Below are 1157 nucleotides of genomic sequence, written 5' to 3'. Positions count from 1 at the left end.
ATCGCGCAGAGCAGCTCCTCCTCGCGGCCGCGCGGGGCGCGGGTCGAGGTGGCGTACGCGGGGGCGGGCAGGGCTCGGCGGTCGAGTTTGCCGTTGGCGGTCAGCGGCAGCGCGGGCAGCGTGACCACGGCGGCCGGGACCATGTACTCGGGCAGCCGCTCGGCGGCGAACTCCCTGAGTGTGGAGGTGAGTTCGGTGTTCGAGGGGTCGACGGGCACGACGTAGGCGACCAGTCGCTGGTCGCCGGGCCGGTCCTCGCGGGCGACGACGGCCGCCTCGGCGACCAGCGGGTGCCGGTCGAGGACGGTCGCGATCTCACCCAACTCGATCCGGAAACCGCGCAGTTGGATCTGCTCGTCGGCGCGGCCCAGGTACTCCAGGGTGCCTCCCCCAGCGCCCCCAGCCTGGCGGCTGGGAGGTGCCCCCACCGGCCGGGGGGACCCCCATGGGCGCCACCGGCCGAGGTCGCCGGTGCGGTACATCCGGGTGCCGTCCGCCTCGAAGGGGCAGGCGACGAAGCGTTCGGCGGTCAGCGCGGGCCGGTTGAGGTAGCCGCGGGCGAGGCCGGGACCGGTGACGTACAGCTCGCCGGGCACCCCGGCCGGGACCGGCCGCAGGGCGCCGTCCAGCAGGTACACCCGCAGGTCGGGGATGCCGCGCCCGATCACGCTGCCGCTCCCGGCGGCGGCCGCGGCGGCGTCCAGCTCCTGGTACGAGACGTGCACCGTGGTCTCGGTGATGCCGTACATGTTGACCAGCCGGGGGGCGTCCTCGGCGTGCCGGGTGTACCAGTCGGTGAGCTTGCCGAGGTCCAGCGCCTCGCCGCCGAACACCACCGTGCGCAGGGCGAGTTCGCGCGGGTGCTCGGCATCGGCGCGCATCAGCTGGTAGAAGGCGGAGGGGGTCTGGTTGAGGACGGTGACCCGCTCGGCGGCGAGCAGTTCCAGGAAGGCGTCGGGGGAGCGCGAGACGTCGTACGGGACCACGACCAGCCGGCCGCCGTGCAGCAGGGCGCCCCACAGCTCCCAGACGGTGAAGTCGAAGGCGATCGAGTGGAACAGCGTCCACACGTCCTCGGGCCCGAAGCCGAACCAGTGCTCGGTGGCGTCGAGCAGCCGGACCACGTTGCGGTGCGGCACCACGACGCCCTTGGGGCG

Annotated in this window: 1 protein-coding gene; it reads right to left on the bottom strand. The window is 74.0% G+C overall.

What is annotated here, in order from left to right; genetic code table 11:
• Positions 1-1157, bottom strand: a 1157-nt coding sequence (locus tag J0670_RS38400) for an AMP-binding protein (protein WP_207817397.1), incomplete at both ends; no start/stop codon positions are given.

Source organism: Streptomyces sp. FH025 (assembly GCF_017427025.1).
Classification (GTDB): domain Bacteria; phylum Actinomycetota; class Actinomycetes; order Streptomycetales; family Streptomycetaceae; genus Kitasatospora.
This window is presented reverse-complemented; position numbering and strand designations above follow the sequence as displayed.